The following is a 15,457-nucleotide window of genomic DNA, read 5'->3' as shown; positions in this document are numbered from 1 at the left end:
ATGGCATGGACACGTGACGAAATGGCCGCGCGCGCGGCCGCGGAGCTGCAGGATGGCTTCTATGTGAACCTTGGTATCGGCCTGCCGACGCTGGTGGCCAACCACGTGCCGCAAGGCATGGAGGTGTGGCTCCAGTCGGAAAACGGCCTGCTCGGCATCGGCCCGTTCCCGACTGAAGAAGAAGTGGACGCCGACATGATCAACGCCGGCAAGCAGACGGTGACGACGCTGCCGGGTTCGTCGATCTTTTCGTCGGCGGACTCGTTCGCGATGATTCGCGGCGGCAAGATCAATCTGGCCATCCTGGGTGCGATGCAGGTGAATCAGCGTGGCGACCTGGCCAACTGGATGATCCCGGGCAAGATGGTCAAGGGCATGGGCGGCGCGATGGATCTGGTGGCCGGCGTGGGCCGGGTGGTGGTGCTGATGGAACACACCGCCAAGAAGAAGGACGGCACCGAGGACCTGAAGATCCTGAAGGAATGCAACCTGCCGCTGACCGGCGTGGGCGTGGTGAACCGCATCATCACCGATCTGGCGGTGATGGATATCACGCCGCAGGGCCTGAAGCTGGTGGAAACGGCGCCGGGCGTCACGCGCGAGGAAGTTCAGGCGAAGACCGAAGCCGAACTGATCTGATCAGATTTTGATCTTAGGATCGGATCGGTCCGCCGATAGAAAAACCCCGCCGGTTTGCGCCGGCGGGGTTTTTTGATGGGCGCGGACCTGACGCGTGCCAGTCAGGCCCGAGCGGAGGGCGAACGGTTCAGCCCTTGGCCTTGTTGTAGCTCGAAAACATCGATGCGGCGCCGTCCGATTTCACCAGCAGCACGTCGAACGGGTCCTTGCGCGGACCGTACTCCATGCCCGGCGATCCGGCCGGCATGCCCGGCACGGCCAGTCCGGCCGCCTTCGGTTTCGCGGCGACCAGTTTCTTGATATCGCCGGCCGGCACGTGACCCTCGATGCCATAGCCGTCGATGACACCGGTATGGCAGGAGCCGAAGCGCTCGGGGATGCCGTACTTCTTGCGATAGACCCCGGTATCTTCCACGTCGTGCGTGGCGACGGTAAAGCCGTTGTCACGCAGATGCTTGACCCAGTCTTCGCAGCAGCCGCAGGTCGGGCTTTTGTAGACGTCGATCTTCAGGTCTTTTGGCGCCTGCGCCAGTGCCATCAGCGGGGACAGCAGCAGCGCGCTGGCACCCATTGCGCGCAGCGCCTGGCGCCGTGAGCGTTGAGTCATGCTTGATTCTCCTTACTGCGCCACCCAGCCGCCGTCCATGTTCCAGATCGCGCCGCGCACTTGGCGGGCGGCTTCACTGGACAGGAACACGGCCAGCGCGCCAAGTTCCTCGGGCGTGACGAATTGCCCGGACGGCTGCTTTTCCAGCACCAGCTCGCGCTTGGCCTGCTCGACGGGAATGCCTTCCTTCTGCGCGCGCGCTTCCACCTGCTTCTGCACCAGCGGTGTCAGTACCCAGCCGGGGCAGATCGCGTTGGCGGTGACGCCGGTCTGCGCGGTTTCCAGCGCGGTTACCTTGGTGAAGCCGACGATGCCATGCTTGGCGGCGACGTAGGCCGATTTTTCCGCCGAAGCGACCAGGCCGTGGGTGGATGCCACGTTGATGACGCGGCCCCAGTTCTTCGCCTTCATCGACGGCAGGGCGAGACGGGTCGTGTGGAAGGCGGAGGTCAGGTTGATGGCGATGATCGCATCCCACTTGTCCACCGGGAATTCCTCGATCTTCGCCACGAACTGGATGCCGGCGTTGTTGACGAGGATGTCCACGCCGCCGAAGTCCTTCTCGGCATAGCGCATCATGTCCTCGATCTCGGCCGCACGGCTCATGTCGGCGCCGTGGTAGCCCACCTGGATGCCGCTGCCCGCGCGGGCGATCTCCGCCTTTGCGCCGTCGGCATCACCGAATCCGTTGACGATGATATTGGCGCCCTGCGCAGCCAGTGCCTGCGCGATGCCGAGTCCGATACCGCTGGTCGAGCCCGTGACCAGTGCCGTCTTGCCTTTGAGCATGTAAGCCTCCATCGGGAGTGTCAGGATGTGCTGTGGCATTGTACTCGCAGGGCGTACAATCCGGCTTTGGCCAGGCGCCGTATTTCGCATAGTTTGCGCGATCTCGTCATAGGCAGGCATTTCCGAAAAACCCGTACGCCGCAGGGGATGCGGCGGCACCAAGCAGGGAGTTCCAGATGTCTTCCAGTCCGCGCCTCGGATTCGTTCAGTGCATCAGCCCGGTGGGCCTGCATCGCATGGCGTACCACGAATGGGGCGACCCTTCGAATCCGCGCGTACTGATGTGCGTGCATGGCCTGACGCGGACCGGGCGCGATTTCGATGTGCTGGCACAGTCGATGTCCGGCGAGTATCGCGTGGTGTGTCCCGATGTGGTGGGTCGCGGGCGGTCGGAGTGGCTGGCCGATCCGCGCCAGTACGTGCTGCCGCAGTATGTCTCGGACATGGTCACGCTGATCGCGCGGCTCAATGTGGAGCAGGTGGACTGGTTCGGTACGTCGATGGGCGGGCTGATCGGCATGGGGCTTGCTGGCTTGCCGAAGTCGCCCGTGCGCAAGCTGCTGCTCAATGACGTGGGGCCGCGCATCACCGCGCAAGCGATCGAGCGCATCGGCGCCTACCTGGGTCTGCCCGTGCGATTCAAGACGTTCGAAGAAGGTCTGGCGTACCTGCAGACCATCAGCTCGTCGTTCGGCCGCCATACGCCCGAGCAATGGCGCGAGCTGAATGGGGCCATCCTCAAGCCCGTGCAAGGCGCCGAAGGATTGGAGTGGGGGTTGCACTACGACCCCGCGCTGGCCGTGCCGTTCAAGGAAACGCCGCCCGAGGCCGTGCAGGCCGGCGAGCTGGCGCTGTGGCGCATGTTCGAGGCAGCGCAGGGTCCGACGCTGATTGTGCGGGGCGCCCAATCGGACCTGCTGCTGCGCGAGACGGTTGCCGAGATGGTGGCCCGTGGCAAGCAGGTGTCGAGCGTGGAAATTGCCGATGTGGGCCACGCGCCGACGTTCGTCGATCCTGCCCAGATTGCCATCGCCCGGGAATTCTTCCTGGGAACGTAAACAGAATTTTTTGAGAAGAACTGATATGAGCACCAACACCCTGAAGCGCGCCCACGTGGGCAAGCGCCTGTCCGAATACGCGGTCCATAACGGCGTGGTCTATCTGGCGGGCCAGGTGCCCGAAGTTGACCCCAAGGCCGATCTGCGTGGCCAGACCCGCGAGGTGCTCGGCCATATCGATCGTCTGCTGGAAGAAGCTGGCAGCGACAAGACCCGCATCCTGATGTGCCAGATCTTTCTGACCGACGTCACGCGCATCGGCGAGATGAACGAGGTGTGGGACGCATGGGTGCCGCAGGGCAACACGCCCCCGCGCGCCACGGTGGAAGCAAAACTGGCCAACCCCGACTACCTGATCGAAGTGGTGGTGACGGCCGCCCTTAACTGATGCAGGGCGTTGTGACATGGTGACGTCGACGGAGCTGACGGGCCAGACCGCGGGTATTCCGGATGCCGGACTCGTCGAGCGCGCGCTCGCATTCGTGCGCGACGTGGCGGACGGTGACACGCCTGTGCTGCTGCCCACCGGTGAGAGTGTGCTGTCGCATGCCGAGGGGATGCTGCGCATCCTGGACGGCTTGCGCGTGGACGATGCCGCGCGCGCCGCGGCGTGTCTGTTCGCGGCGGCGGCCTTCGTGCCCGATGCCGAAGCGCAGATCGAACCCAGATTCGGTGAAGAAGTGGTACGCCTGGTCAAGGGCGTGCGCCAGTTGCTGCGCATCGGTGCCATCGCGGTGACGCAGGCCGATGTTTCGGAATCGTCCAAGTCGCAGGTGGCTGCCCGCCACGAACAGGTCGAGGCCTTGCGCAAGATGCTGCTGGCCTTTGCCCAGGACATCCGCGTGGTCCTGGTGCGGCTGGCGTCGCGGCTGCAAACGCTGCGCTGGCTGGCGCAGACCAAGAATCCGCCGCTGCCCGGCGTGGCGCGCGAAACGCTGGACATCTACGCGCCGCTGGCCAACCGGCTCGGGATCTGGCAGATGAAGTGGGAGCTGGAGGATCTGGCTTTCCGCTTCGAGCAGCCCGATACCTACAAGCGCATCGCGAAGTTGCTCGATGAAAAGCGGATCGAACGCGAAGGGTATATCTCAAGCGCGATCGAGCGGCTGCAATCGGAACTGGCCTCGGCCGGCATACGTGCCGAGGTGAGCGGCCGGCCCAAGCACATCTTCAGCATCTGGAAGAAGATGCGCGGCAAGGAACTGGACTTCGCCGATCTGTACGATGTGCGCGCGTTCCGGGTGATCGTTGACGACATCAAGGACTGCTACACCGTCCTTGGCATCGTGCACCATATCTGGCAGCCGATTCCGCGCGAGTTCGACGACTATATCTCGCGGCCGAAGGCGAATGGCTACAAGTCGCTTCATACGGTAGTGATTGGCGACGATGGCCGCGCATTCGAAGTGCAGATCCGCACGCACGAGATGCACCACTTTGCCGAGTACGGCGTGGCCGCGCACTGGCGCTACAAGGAAGCGGGCGGCAAGGGCTACAGCGGCCAGTTTGCCGCCGATAACACCTACGACGAAAAGATTGCATGGCTGCGGCAACTGCTGGCCTGGAAGGACGAAGCCGACCACACCGTCGCCCATGAGGATTCGCCGTGGGAGCAGCTCAAGCATGCGGCCATCGACGACCATATCTATGTGCTGACGCCGCAGGCGCGCGTGGTGGCGCTGCCGCAGGGCGCCACGCCGGTGGATTTTGCCTACTACCTGCACAGCGACCTGGGTCACCGCTGCCGTGGCGCGCGCGTGGACGGTGCGATGGTGCCGCTCAATACGTCGCTCAAGAACGGTCAGACCGTGGAGATCGTGGCGGTCAAGCAGGGCGGGCCGTCGCGCGACTGGCTCAACGCCGAGCTGGGCTATCTGGCGAGCAACCGGGCCCGCGCCAAGGTGCGGGCGTGGTTCAATGCCCTGGATTCGCAGGAAACCCTGGCACAGGGTCGGGCGCTGATCGAAAAGACGCTGCAGCGCGAAGGCAAGACGGCGGTCAATCTCGATGACCTGGCCACGCGACTCAACTTCAAGACGACCGATGATCTGTACGCGGCGGTGGCCAAGGAAGAGTTCAGCCTGCGTCACGTGGAGCATGCGCTGCGCCATCCTGAGGGCGAACCGCAGCACACCTTCAACGAGGAAGAAGCGGTCACCAAGAAGAGTCGCTCCACCAGTGTGGCGCGCGGCGCAAAGAGCGGCGTGCTGGTGGTGGGGGTGGACTCGCTGATGACTCAGATGTCACGTTGCTGCAAGCCGGCGCCGCCCGACGATATCGTCGGTTTCGTCACGCGCGGTCGCGGTGTGTCGATTCACCGCCGCAACTGCAGCACGTTCGTGCAGCTGTCGACCCGCGCGCCCGAGCGCGTGATCCAGACCGAATGGGGCAAGCGCAGCGATGCGGTGTATCCCGTCGATATCCAGGTGGAAGCGGTGGACCGGCAGGGGCTGCTGCGGGATATTTCCGAAGTGCTGTCGCGCGAGAAGATCAATGTGACGGGCGTGAAGACGCTGTCGAGCAAGGGCGTTGCGCGCATGCAGTTCACCGCGGAAGTTGCCGAGGCCACGCAGCTGCAACGCGCGCTGTCGCTGATCGAGGATGTGCAGGGGGTGTTGCACGCGCGACGAAAATAAGGTTATACTTCGCGCTTCGCTAGGCTCGTAGCTCAGCTGGTTAGAGCACCACCTTGACATGGTGGGGGTCGTTGGTTCGAGTCCAATCGAGCCTACCAACGAACATGCAGTACAACGCCGGAAGCGCACCATGAACATGACAACTCGAACTACTACCGCTGGTTAGCGACAGTAGTCGAGGTGCGCCTTCGACCCGCAGCGAATGCGGGGAAAGACAGAAAAACGCGGCCTTGGCCGCGTTTTTTTTCGTCTGTCGTTTTCCAGCAGCCTGCTAAGCTGCCGCGTTCCCTGTTTCGGAAGTTTCGGGGTGCGGGTCAGCCCGAAAGATTTCGTAGCCGGTGATGTCCGATGCGTGCTCCGCCGCATCTGACGAGCCGGTGCCATAAAAGTTGCTATGCTCCGCTCGCCACGGCACCCAGAAGCCGGCGCGGTGGAATCCACAAGAGGTGCAATGATGATCGCAATCACGCTGCCGGACGGTTCCCGTCGAGAATACCCCGGCCCCGTCACGGTGGCCGAAGTGGCACAGAGCATCGGCTCGGGCCTGGCCAAGGCGGCGCTCGCCGGCAAGGTAGATGGCCGTCTGGTCGATACGAGCTACACGATTGGCGACGACGCGTCGCTGGCCATCGTCACGGACAAGGATGCCGACGGCGTCGACGTGATCCGTCATTCGACGGCCCACTTGCTGGCCTATGCGGTGAAGGAGCTGTTTCCCGATGCTCAGGTCACGATCGGCCCGGTCATCGAGAACGGCTTCTACTACGACTTCTCTTATAAGCGCCCCTTTACGCCCGAGGATCTGGCCGTCATCGAAAAGAAGATGACGGAGCTGGCCCGCAAGGACGAGAAGGTCACGCGCGAAGTGTGGAACCGCGACGAGGCGGTGGCGCTGTTCGAGCAGATGGGCGAGAAGTACAAGGCCGAGATCATCGCGTCGATTCCGGCCGACCAGGAAATCGGTCTCTATCGTGAAGGCAGCTTCGTCGACCTGTGCCGCGGCCCGCACGTGCCGTCCACGGGCAAGCTCAAGGTCTTCAAGCTGATGAAGGTGGCCGGCGCCTACTGGCGCGGTGACTCGAACAACGAGATGCTTCAGCGCATCTACGGCACGGCCTGGGCCCGAAAGGAAGACCAGGACGCTTACCTGACGATGCTCGAGGAAGCCGAGAAGCGCGATCATCGCCGTCTGGGCAAGACGCTGGATCTGTTCCATCTGCAGGAAGAGGCGCCGGGCATGGTGTTCTGGCACCCGAAGGGCTGGAGCGTCTGGCAGGCCGTCGAGCAATACATGCGCGGCCGTCTGACGGAGGCTGGCTACCAGGAAGTTCGCACGCCGCAAGTGATGGATCGTTCTCTCTGGGAGAAGTCGGGCCACTGGGAGAACTACAAAGAGAACATGTTCGTGACGGAGTCGGAGAAGCGCGATTACGCGATCAAGCCGATGAATTGCCCGGGCCACGTTCAGATCTTCAACCACGGCCTGCGTTCGTATCGTGACCTGCCGCTGCGTTTTGCCGAGTTTGGCTCGTGCCACCGCAACGAGCCGTCGGGCGCGCTGCATGGCCTGATGCGCGTACGTGGCTTCGTGCAGGATGATGCGCACATTTTCTGCACCGAAGAGCAGATCGTCGCGGAGGCGAAGGCGTTCAACGAACTCGCGTTCTCGGTCTATGACGACTTCGGCTTCAAGGACGTCAAGGTAAAGCTGTCGCTGCGCCCTGAAAAGCGCGCCGGTTCGGACGCGGTCTGGGATCACGCCGAGGAAGGCCTGCGCCTGGCGCTGCAAGCCTGTGGCGTGGAGTGGGAAGAGCTGCCGGGCGAGGGCGCTTTCTACGGCCCGAAGGTCGAGTATCACATCAAGGACGCCATCGGCCGCTCGTGGCAGTGCGGCACGCTGCAGCTGGATCTGGTGCTGCCGGAGCGCCTGGATGCCGAATACGTCGCTGACGATAACGGCCGGAAACGCCCCGTCATGCTGCACCGTGCGATCCTGGGTTCGTTCGAGCGCTTCCTGGGCATCCTGCTCGAAAATCACGCGGGTGCGCTGCCCGCCTGGCTGGCGCCGGAGCAGGTCGTGGTCATGAACATTGCCGAATCGCAGTCGGAATATGCAGAAAGCGTCGTGCAACTCTTGCAAAAACAAGGGTTTAGGGCCAAGGCTGATTTGCGTAACGAGAAAATTACGTATAAAATCCGCGAGCACTCGCTCCAGAAGATCCCTTACCTGTTGGTGGTAGGCGACAAGGAGCGGGACGCCAATCAAGTGGCCGTGCGTGCCCGTGGCAATGTGGATCTGGGTGTCATGCCCGTTTCCGCGTTTGTGGAGCGTCTCCAGAACGACGTTTCCAGCAAAGCCTGAGGGTGTGAAGCACGGCTTGTTTTTTTGTCTTCTTGAGGTAACGGAACATCGCTACAGACAAAGGTCACCGTATCAACCGGGAAATCAGTGCGCCTGAGCTGCGCCTGGTAGGGGTTGATAACGAGCAGCTCGGCATCGTCAAGTTCATGGACGCACTGCGCATGGCCGAGGAGAAGGACTTGGATCTCGTGGAGATCGCGCCCAACGCGGCTCCGCCCGTGGCCCGCATCATGGACTACGGCAAGTTCAAGTACGAGGAAGCTAAGCGCGCCCATGAGGCCAAGCTCAAGCAGAAGATCATCCAGGTCAAGGAAGTGAAGTTCCGTCCTGGCACGGATGATGGCGACTACAACGTCAAGCTGCGCAACCTGAGGCGCTTCCTGGAGGATGGGGACAAGACCAAGATCACGCTGCGTTTCCGCGGTCGTGAGATGGCCCACCAGGAAATCGGCGCGCGCGTGCTCGAGCGTCTGAAGGCGGACCTAGAGGAACTGGGTCAGGTCGAGCAGATGCCGAAGATGGAAGGTCGCCAGATGGTGATGGTGATCGCCCCCAAGAAGAAGAAGTGATTCTTGCGCGGGTGACGGCCGGGATGCCATGCGTGTCCCGGCGTCGTCCTGTGCGGAAACCGTGCGTGGCGCCTGGAGTGCTGCGTACAAAAACAAGTGGATGCGGGTTTTGCAAGCGATGGCGTCAGTCATCCACCTGCATGCATGTCATAGAGCTGGAGTTTTTCATGCCTAAGATGAAGACCAAGAAAAGCGCTTCCAAGCGCTTTACGGCGCGCCCGAACGGTTCGTTCAAGCGCGGCCAGGCCTTCAAGCGTCACATCCTGACCAAGAAGACCACCAAGAACAAGCGTCAACTGCGCGGCACCCAGGACGTCCATGAGACGAACCTGAAGTCCGTTCGCGCAATGATGCCTTACGCATAACCTCAAACGATAACGAAAGGAGTTTCATATGCCTCGAGTCAAGCGTGGGGTTACTGCACGGGCCCGTCACAAGAAAGTCATCGACGCTGCCAAGGGTTACCGCGGCCGTCGCAATAATGTCTACCGTATCGCCAAGCAGGCGGTCATGCGTGCTGGCCAGTACGCATACCGCGATCGTCGCAACAAGAAGCGCGTGTTCCGCGCTCTCTGGATTGCACGTATCAACGCTGCTACGCGTGAGCATGGCATGACGTACAGCGTGTTCATGAACGGCCTGAAGAAGGCTTCGATTGAACTGGACCGCAAGGTGCTGTCGGACATGGCTATCCATGACAAGCCTGCCTTTGCCGCCATCGTCAACCAGGTGAAAGCCACCGTTGCCTGATGCCGGCTGCGGAAGCGCGTAAGCGCTTCCGGGCAAGCACCGACCGCAAGGTCTGCTGAAACGGGGCTCCTCACCGAGCCCCGTTTTCATTTCGAATGCCGTGTCGATGGCCTCCATCCGAAACGTCATCCGAAATGTCCGCACCTGGTGCGACTTCCTTCCACGTACCATCCACTGTCATGTCCCTGGATCTGGATCAAATCGTCGCCGACGCACAGGCCGCCTTCGCTGCTGCCAACGACAACGCCACGCTGGAAAACGAAAAGGCCCGCTTCCTGGGTAAGACTGGCGCGCTGACCGAACTGCTCAAGGGCCTCGGCAAGCTGGACCCTGAAGCCCGCAAGACCGAAGGTGCCCGCATCAACCAGGTGAAGCAGCAGGTGGAAGCCGCGCTGCAGGCGCGCCGCCAAGCGCTGGCCGATGCGCTGATGAACGCGCGCCTGGCCGCCGAGGCCATCGACGTGACGCTGCCTGGCCGCGCCGTGGCGCGTGGCAGCGTGCACCCGGTGATGCGCACCTGGGAACGCGTTGAGCAGATTTTCGGCTCGATCGGCTTCGACGTGGCCGACGGCCCCGAGATCGAAACCGACTGGATGAACTTCACCGCGCTGAACAACCCGGATAACCATCCGGCGCGTTCGATGCAGGACACGTTCTATGTGGACGGCCGTGACAGCGACGACAAGCTTCTGTTGCTGCGTACCCATACCAGCCCGATGCAGGTGCGTTACGCGCGCATGCACGTGCAGAAGTACGCTGGCAAGGCCATGCCGCCGATCAAGGTTATCTGCCCTGGCCGCACCTATCGTGTGGACAGCGACGCCACCCATTCGCCGATGTTCAATCAGGTGGAAGGGTTGTGGATTGGCGAGGACGTGAGCTTCGCCGACCTGAAGGGGGTCTACACCGATTTCCTGCGCAAGTTCTTCGAGCGCGACGATATCCAGGTGCGCTTCCGCCCGTCGTACTTCCCGTTCACCGAGCCGTCGGCGGAAATCGACATGGCGTTCGGCAATGGCAAGTGGCTGGAGATTTCCGGCTCGGGTCAGGTGCACCCCAACGTGCTGCGCAACATGGGCCTGGACCCGGAGCGCTATATCGGCTTCGCGTTCGGCTCCGGCCTGGAGCGCCTGACGATGCTGCGCTATGGCATCAACGACCTGCGGCTGTTCTTCGAAGGCGACGTGCGCTTCCTGCGCCAGTTCGCCTGACCGCCATAGTACGCCTTACGCATATCGTCCCAGACATCACAGAATACCTACCGGATCAGTAGCGCCATGCAATTCTCGGAATCCTGGCTTCGCACGTTCGCCAACCCTGAAAAGATCTCCACCGACGCGCTGTCGCACAGCCTGACCATGGCCGGGCTCGAAGTGGAAGAGGTGGGCCCGGTTGCGCCGCCGTTCAACAAGATCGTGGTGGCCAGCGTGCTGGCCACCGAACGCCATCCCAACGCCGACCGCCTGAACGTGTGCCAGGTGGACGCCGGCACCGGCGAGACGCTGCAGATTGTCTGCGGCGCGCCGAACGTGAAGCCCGGCATCAAGGTGCCGTGCGCGCTGGTGGGTGCAGTGCTGCCGCCGGCCGAAGACGGTGGCAAGCCGTTCGAAATCAAGGTGGGCAAGCTGCGTGGCGTGGATAGCTACGGCATGCTGTGCTCGGCCCGCGAACTGAAGCTGTCGGAGGATCACGGCGGTCTGATGGTGCTGCCGGACGACGCCCCGGTTGGGCAGGACATCCGCCAGTATCTGGACCTGGACGACCAGATCTTCACGATCAAGCTGACGCCGAACAAGGCTGACTGCCTGTCGATCCACGGTGTCGCCCGCGAAGTGTCGGCACTGACCGGCGCCGAGCTGACGCTGCCGGACATGTCGCCGGTTGCCGTGACGATCCAGGGCAAGCTGCCGGTGAAGATTTCGGCGCCCGATCTGTGCGGCCGTTTCTCGGGCCGTATCATCCGTGGCGTCAACGCCCACGCCGCCACACCGGCGTGGATGGTGCAGCGACTGGAACGCTCGGGCCAGCGCAGCATCTCGGCATTGGTCGATATCTCGAACTTCGTGATGCTCGAACTGGGCCGTCCTTCCCACGTGTTCGACCTGGACAAGATCCACGGCGGGCTGGACGTGCGCTGGGGCCGCAAGGGCGAACAGCTCAAGCTGCTGAACGGCAATACCGTCGAGGTGGACGAGCAGGTCGGCGTGATTGCCGACGACAAGGAAATCGAGAGCCTGGCCGGCATCATGGGTGGTGACAGCACCGCCGTGACGCTGGATACGACGAACATCTATCTGGAGGCCGCGTTCTGGTGGCCGAATGCCATCCAGGGCCGCGCGCGCCGCTACAACTTCTCGACCGATGCCGCGCATCGTTTCGAGCGCGGAGTGGACTACGCCACCACCGTCGAGCACATCGAGCGCATCACGGCGCTGATCCTGCAAATCTGCGGCGGCCAGGCTGGTCCCGTTGACGACCAGATCGTCAACCTGCCGCAGCGTGCGCCCGTGAAGCTGCGCGTGGCACGCGCCGAGCGTGTGTTGGGTATCGAACTGTCTTCGGCGGAAATCGCCGATGTGTTCCTGCGCCTGAACCTGCCGTTCACGCGTTCGCAAGGTGCCGAAGGCGAAGTATTCGAAGTCACGCCGCCGAGCTACCGCTTCGATATCGAGATCGAAGAAGACCTGATCGAGGAAGTGGCGCGGATCTATGGTTTCGAGCGTATCGTGGCCCGTCCGCCGATCGCCGAAAGCGAGATGCGCCCGACCAACGAAGGCCGGCGCTCGCAGCACGTGGTGCGCCACGCGCTGGCTGCACGCGACTTCAACGAAGTGATCAACTTCGCGTTCGTGGAAGAGCAGTGGGAACGCGACTTTGCCGCCAACGACAACCCGATCCGCCTGTTGAACCCGATCGCGAGCCAGCTGGCCGTGATGCGTTCCACGCTGATTGGCGGCCTGGTCGACAAGGTGCGCTACAACCTCAACCGCAAGGCCGCACGCGTGCGGCTGTTCGAAGTGGGCCGCGTGTTCCACCGCGACCCGAGCGTTGCCGATGGCGGCCTGACCGTGGCGGGCTACCGTCAGCCGATGATGGCCGCTGGTATCGCCTACGGTCCTGCTTTTGAAGAGCAGTGGGGCGTGGCTACGCGGCAGGTGGATTTCTTCGACATCAAGGGTGATGTGGAAGCGCTGTTCCATCCGCGCACGCCGCGCTTCGAACCGGTGGCGCATCCCGCGCTGCACCCGGGGCGTGCCGCGCGCGTGATCGTCGACGGCAAGGAAGTTGGCGTGGTGGGTGAGATTCACCCGCGCTGGTTGCAGGAATATGAGCTGACCAACGCGCCCGTGGTGTTCGAGCTGGAGCTCGATGCGCTGCGCGACGTGGGTCTGCCGGTCTACACCGAGATCTCGAAGTTCCCGGCGGCCGTGCGCGATCTGGCTGTGGTGGTCAAGCAGCAGGTGCGCGTGCAGGACATGATCGATGCCATGCGCGCGGCGCTGGACAAGGCCGGCTCGGGCCACTTTGTACAGAGCCTGGTGCTGTTCGACGAGTTCCGTCCCAAGGCGGCATCGGCGTCAATTGGCGCCGATGAGAAAAGTCTTGCCTTCCGGGTAACCTTGCAAGATACTGGGTCGACCCTCCAGGACGAGACAGTCGACAGTGCGGTGCGTTGCATGATCGATGCGCTGACGGCAGGCTTCGCGGCCCGCCTGCGCGGTTAAGCAACTATCGCATTTGGAGCGCCCGGGCACAGCCCCCGGGCGGATCGCCAGACAGTTTCAAGAGAGCGATCAAGGATGAACGATCGAGACGCGATTTCCATGAATGCTGCAGACCTGGGTGAGGCAAGCGACCGGCACGCTGCCTCCTTCGACGATGCATCGCCGGAAGCCCGCGCTACCGAGGTGCCTACGCTGACCAAGGCCGAACTCGCAGAGATGCTGTTCGACCAGGTTGGCCTGAACAAGCGCGAATCGAAGGATATGGTCGAAGCCTTCTTCGACGTGATTCGTGAAGCCCTGGAACAGGGCGACAGCGTGAAGCTCTCGGGCTTCGGCAACTTCCAGTTGCGCGACAAGGCGCAACGCCCCGGCCGCAATCCCAAGACGGGCGAGATCATTCCGATCACCGCGCGCCGCGTGGTGACGTTCCACGCCAGCCAGAAGCTCAAGAGCCTGGTCGAGGAACGCGCCGACCTGGCCGTTCCGGGCTGACGACGCCATGCACACTGGCGCTGCGCAAATGCGCAAGCGTCAGTGGTAGCACCGTCGTCGCGGCTGCCACCAATCTGTATCAATTTGCCACATTGGTTGGATTGCCCGAGGCGGTAGCAATCTGTATCCTGCAATGCCGCGCGCGCGTCGCGCCAACCGAGTCTTGCCCCGATGGGGCTGACATCAGCTTCTGCATCGCATGACGGACAAATCCAGCGAGCGCCTTGCGCTGCCGCCGATTCCCGCGAAACGCTACTTCACGATTGGTGAAGTCAGCGAGCTTTGCGCCGTCAAACCACACGTGCTGCGCTATTGGGAGCAGGAGTTCACGCAACTCAAGCCGGTGAAGCGCCGAGGCAATCGCCGCTACTATCAGCACCATGAAGTCCTGCTGATCCGGCGCATCCGCGACCTGCTTTACGAGCAGGGCTTCACGATCAACGGCGCCCGCAATCGCCTAGACGAAGGACGTCACCACGGCGTAGGTGCCAGCACGCCGGCCGAGGCCGTCGAAGCGAAGTCCGATGTCACGCTGGAGGCGCCCGTGCTGTCGGTCGACCTCAACACACTGCGCGGCGAACTGGTGGAAGTCCAACACCTGCTGGCCCAGCTAAAGCAGATCGCAGGACACGAATAAATTACCCGCAAACTACTAGCCATTACTGATGGCTCTGATATAATCTCGTTCTTCTTCGGGGCGTAGCGCAGCCTGGTAGCGTACCTGCATGGGGTGCAGGTGGTCGGAGGTTCAAATCCTCTCGCCCCGACCAGAAAAAAAGAAGCCCGCGTAATCGTATGGTTACGCGGGCTTTGTCTTTTCTGCGTTCCTACTACTGTCTGCCGATTCTTCATCGAAGACGACAGTCCACCATCCAAAAAAAAAACCAACGACGGACTGTCCATCAGGCAAGCATCGCTCACCCGTTCGCCATTACTGCTTGGTTCCCAGGAACACAGCGATCTGCGTGCGGCCCGTGTTCAGGCTGGCTGCGTAGAGTCGCTTCGATGCGGGGTCGAAGTAGGCGACGCCTTTGAACGTCTGCGTCGAGAACAGGCAGGGTGCTGCGCCGAACGTGATCGAAAGATCGTAGGCGTTGCCGCTTGCGCGAGGCGTGGCCTTGCCGGTGGTAATGCAACCGCTCGCGCCCGTGGCCGTGAGGGAGCCGTCGGCCGCAATCGTGATCGATTGGTTCTCGACGTTGCCCAGCAGTGCGGACTGCCCCGTGTACCGGCCGGTGATGCTCGCCAGCGTCGGCGTCTTTTCGTAGTCAGCGCTATATGCGCTGGTGAACGTCAGCGTGCTGGCCGGTGAAATATACGCAAGGCTGCCGTTCAGGGTCTGTTTGGTTTGCGGGGTCGCCGAAACGCTCAGGCCCTGCACCGATGCGGTGGAAAAATTGAAGTCGCGTCCATCCGTGGACGCAAAGCTGGCCCCGTTGATCTTTCCCGTGCCCTGGATCACGCCGTCGAGGACAGTCGGTACACCGACGACGGTGTACATGACGTAGTAGGTGCCGTCGTTCAGCACGATGCCCGTGATATCCCGGTTGGCGCTGCTCTTGCCGGCCCAGATACCTTCGGCGCTGGCGGCCGGGGTAGGTGCGGGCGCCGGTGGCGAAAAGGATGAATCGTCGCCGCCACCGCCGCAACCAGCCAGAATGGCCGCGGATGCGGCAATGGCCAGGATGCTCTTGTTCTTCATTGAATCTTCCCTATCTATCGTCGGCTGCGTTTTTGTTGTTGGTCCGGCGTGGCGTCGCGGCCGACATCGTGGTCGCCAGCCTTTCCGACATGGGTGTGGTCCATGCCTGCCGAAGGAAAAGACGCATT

15 protein-coding genes and 2 tRNA genes are annotated in these 15,457 nt (G+C 62.6%); 14 read left to right on the top strand and 3 right to left on the bottom strand.

Annotated features, from left to right (window positions below; genetic code table 11):
* On the top strand, positions 1–639 hold the full coding sequence (locus AC3FLX_RS20650; RefSeq protein WP_488699156.1) for a CoA transferase subunit B: 639 nt from the start codon (positions 1–3) through the stop codon (positions 637–639).
* A gap of 127 nt (positions 640–766) precedes the next feature.
* Here AC3FLX_RS20650 and AC3FLX_RS20645 read toward each other — a convergent pair whose 3' ends face one another.
* Complete coding sequence (locus AC3FLX_RS20645) at positions 767–1,246, bottom strand: DUF411 domain-containing protein (RefSeq protein ID WP_488699154.1); 480 nt, start codon at positions 1,244–1,246, stop codon at positions 767–769.
* A 12-nt stretch (positions 1,247–1,258) separates the two neighbouring features.
* On the bottom strand, positions 1,259–2,035 hold the full coding sequence (locus AC3FLX_RS20640) for a 3-hydroxybutyrate dehydrogenase (protein WP_488699191.1): 777 nt from the start codon (positions 2,033–2,035) through the stop codon (positions 1,259–1,261).
* Between the two features lie 176 nt (positions 2,036–2,211).
* On the opposite strand from AC3FLX_RS20640, the gene AC3FLX_RS20635 reads away from it, so the two are divergent.
* The 13 genes from AC3FLX_RS20635 to AC3FLX_RS20575 all read left to right on the top strand — a co-directional run bounded on the left by AC3FLX_RS20635 (position 2,212) and on the right by AC3FLX_RS20575 (position 14,397).
* Positions 2,212–3,093, top strand: a complete 882-nt coding sequence (locus tag AC3FLX_RS20635) for an alpha/beta fold hydrolase (RefSeq protein ID WP_488699153.1) — start codon at positions 2,212–2,214, stop codon at positions 3,091–3,093.
* 25 nt (positions 3,094–3,118) lie between these two features.
* The gene (locus AC3FLX_RS20630; protein WP_488699152.1) at positions 3,119–3,481 is read left to right on the top strand and encodes a RidA family protein; all 363 of its coding nucleotides are present in this window, start codon (positions 3,119–3,121) and stop codon (positions 3,479–3,481) included.
* 16 nt (positions 3,482–3,497) lie between these two features.
* Positions 3,498–5,729 (top strand): RelA/SpoT family protein, encoded by a 2,232-nt coding sequence (locus tag AC3FLX_RS20625; protein WP_488699151.1) that lies wholly within the window; start codon positions 3,498–3,500, stop codon positions 5,727–5,729.
* 21 nt (positions 5,730–5,750) lie between these two features.
* A tRNA-Val gene (locus AC3FLX_RS20620) sits at positions 5,751–5,827 on the top strand.
* A 356-nt stretch (positions 5,828–6,183) separates the two neighbouring features.
* Complete coding sequence (thrS, locus tag AC3FLX_RS20615) at positions 6,184–8,091, top strand: threonine--tRNA ligase (RefSeq protein WP_488699190.1); 1,908 nt, start codon at positions 6,184–6,186, stop codon at positions 8,089–8,091.
* Positions 8,092–8,138: 47 nt separating this feature from the next.
* The gene (gene infC, locus AC3FLX_RS20610; protein WP_488699189.1) at positions 8,139–8,660 is read left to right on the top strand and encodes a translation initiation factor IF-3; all 522 of its coding nucleotides are present in this window, start codon (positions 8,139–8,141) and stop codon (positions 8,658–8,660) included.
* A gap of 167 nt (positions 8,661–8,827) precedes the next feature.
* Positions 8,828–9,025 (top strand): 50S ribosomal protein L35, encoded by a 198-nt coding sequence (gene rpmI / locus AC3FLX_RS20605; RefSeq protein WP_006575466.1) that lies wholly within the window; start codon positions 8,828–8,830, stop codon positions 9,023–9,025.
* A 28-nt stretch (positions 9,026–9,053) separates the two neighbouring features.
* Positions 9,054–9,410 (top strand): 50S ribosomal protein L20, encoded by a 357-nt coding sequence (rplT, locus tag AC3FLX_RS20600; RefSeq protein ID WP_008650487.1) that lies wholly within the window; start codon positions 9,054–9,056, stop codon positions 9,408–9,410.
* 185 nt (positions 9,411–9,595) lie between these two features.
* On the top strand, positions 9,596–10,621 hold the full coding sequence (pheS, locus tag AC3FLX_RS20595; RefSeq protein WP_488699188.1) for a phenylalanine--tRNA ligase subunit alpha: 1,026 nt from the start codon (positions 9,596–9,598) through the stop codon (positions 10,619–10,621).
* Between the two features lie 66 nt (positions 10,622–10,687).
* Complete coding sequence (pheT, locus tag AC3FLX_RS20590; protein ID WP_488699150.1) at positions 10,688–13,135, top strand: phenylalanine--tRNA ligase subunit beta; 2,448 nt, start codon at positions 10,688–10,690, stop codon at positions 13,133–13,135.
* A 75-nt stretch (positions 13,136–13,210) separates the two neighbouring features.
* Positions 13,211–13,627: an integration host factor subunit alpha gene (locus AC3FLX_RS20585; protein ID WP_488699149.1), complete on the top strand. Its 417-nt coding sequence runs from the start codon at positions 13,211–13,213 to the stop codon at positions 13,625–13,627.
* A 199-nt stretch (positions 13,628–13,826) separates the two neighbouring features.
* A complete protein-coding gene (locus AC3FLX_RS20580) occupies positions 13,827–14,264 on the top strand; it encodes a MerR family transcriptional regulator (RefSeq protein ID WP_488699148.1) in 438 nt (145 codons plus the stop codon).
* Positions 14,265–14,320: 56 nt separating this feature from the next.
* Positions 14,321–14,397, top strand: a tRNA-Pro gene (locus tag AC3FLX_RS20575).
* Positions 14,398–14,558: 161 nt separating this feature from the next.
* Here the strand turns inward: AC3FLX_RS20575 and AC3FLX_RS20570 are convergent.
* Positions 14,559–15,329 (bottom strand): hypothetical protein, encoded by a 771-nt coding sequence (locus AC3FLX_RS20570; protein WP_488699147.1) that lies wholly within the window; start codon positions 15,327–15,329, stop codon positions 14,559–14,561.
* Positions 15,330–15,457 lie beyond the last annotated feature (128 nt).

The organism is Cupriavidus sp. 291-E7 (assembly GCF_057798835.1).
The sequence above is the reverse complement of the archived record's forward strand: the minus strand, read 5'-3'. Positions and strand labels throughout refer to the sequence as shown.